This window comes from Vibrio sp. 10N.222.48.A3, from assembly GCF_041475345.1.
In the GTDB taxonomy this organism is placed as follows: Bacteria; Pseudomonadota; Gammaproteobacteria; order Enterobacterales; family Vibrionaceae; genus Vibrio; species Vibrio tasmaniensis_A.
Genome location: NZ_JBFRVX010001409.1, coordinates 1 through 1,268, shown reverse-complemented (window position 1 = coordinate 1,268; position 1,268 = coordinate 1). Strand labels below are relative to the sequence as shown.

Genomic DNA, 1,268 nt, shown 5'->3' with positions numbered 1-1,268 from the left:
TAGCTCAGTTGGTAGAGCGCAACCTTGCCAAGGTTGAGGTCATCGGTTCGAACCCGATGTATCGCTCCAAATTAGAAAGCCCGAACAGAAATGTTCGGGCTTTTTGGTTTCTGCTGTTCTGATTTTTATGCGTTATTCCTCTTTCTGTTTGAACACACCCAAACTTCCTTTTCTATCTCAAAATGTTGCTATCAAGTTCGTTTACATTACTTAGCTTTTAAAAGCGAGATTCCCTATGAACTCGTTCTTCGTGCTAGGGAATGACGGAAAGGCGCCACAGCCTCAAAGCCCTCACTAGCAACGTTTGTATACCCGCGTAGTCATCCTCGGGCGTGAGGAACGAATGAACCGGGGATCTCCTTACCTAAAGATTAACTTGACGATATTTTCAGCAATTTGTCAGTTACCGCTCCTATTTATCAAGCGATTATTAAAAACTATTGATCGTTCATTTCACTTTATGTTATTTTCCCGCGCAATCTCGGAATGAACAATGTTCAAGAAGAGCAACGATTGCTTCTGGGGGATACGCGTAGTGACCATTCTTGCTGATTGGGACATTACGTAGGGTAGGTATCAGCTAGCCTTTAGCTGATAGACGGGATACTTATGGCGCAATTCGCCATGCTAATGGGAAACCCAACATTGAACACACTAATAACAACATTGCTAATCAGCTCTGCATTTCCAAAAGGGCCAGTTCTTCATAGCTGTCCGATACTGCACAAATGTCCAATTCTTCAAAACAGTAGCATTACTGAACCTTGAGCTCACGCTAACTAATTTTTGCTGTCCTAAGACGGCCTAATTTCGTATTCGTCATTTGACTTATGCGAGCGTACAGCTATATCTCATTTCTAGACAATACGCGTGTTTCACTATGAACTCTCTCTAAATCAATAGAGGGACGGTGTGCAATTGCGTCTGATGGAGGTGAGTATGAACACATTCAAGGGGACTTTTATGACTACCGCCTTTGAAGTCGATATTAATACTATCGCAAATTCATTTTCAACTATGGTTCCTATCGTAGAGGGAACTTACGACCTAACACCCGACGCTATTTTGCTTGAGCAAAAGCAGCATGAATCGGATGTTCGTTCATACCCAAGACGCCTACCGATTGCTATTAAAAGAGCATGTGGTGTTTTAGTTGAAGATACTCGTGGCCAACTATTTCTCGATTGCTTAGCAGGTGCAGGTACACTTTCTCTGGGCTACAACCACCCTGAGATTAACCAAGCACTTAAAGACCAACTCGATTCTGG

1 protein-coding gene is annotated in these 1,268 nt (G+C 42.9%); it reads left to right on the top strand.

Annotated features, from left to right (window positions below; translation table 11 throughout):
* Positions 1-939: 939 nt before the first annotated feature.
* The coding region (locus tag AB4653_RS26755; RefSeq protein WP_372105744.1) for an aminotransferase class III-fold pyridoxal phosphate-dependent enzyme at positions 940-1,268 on the top strand (329 nt) is incomplete at its 3' end.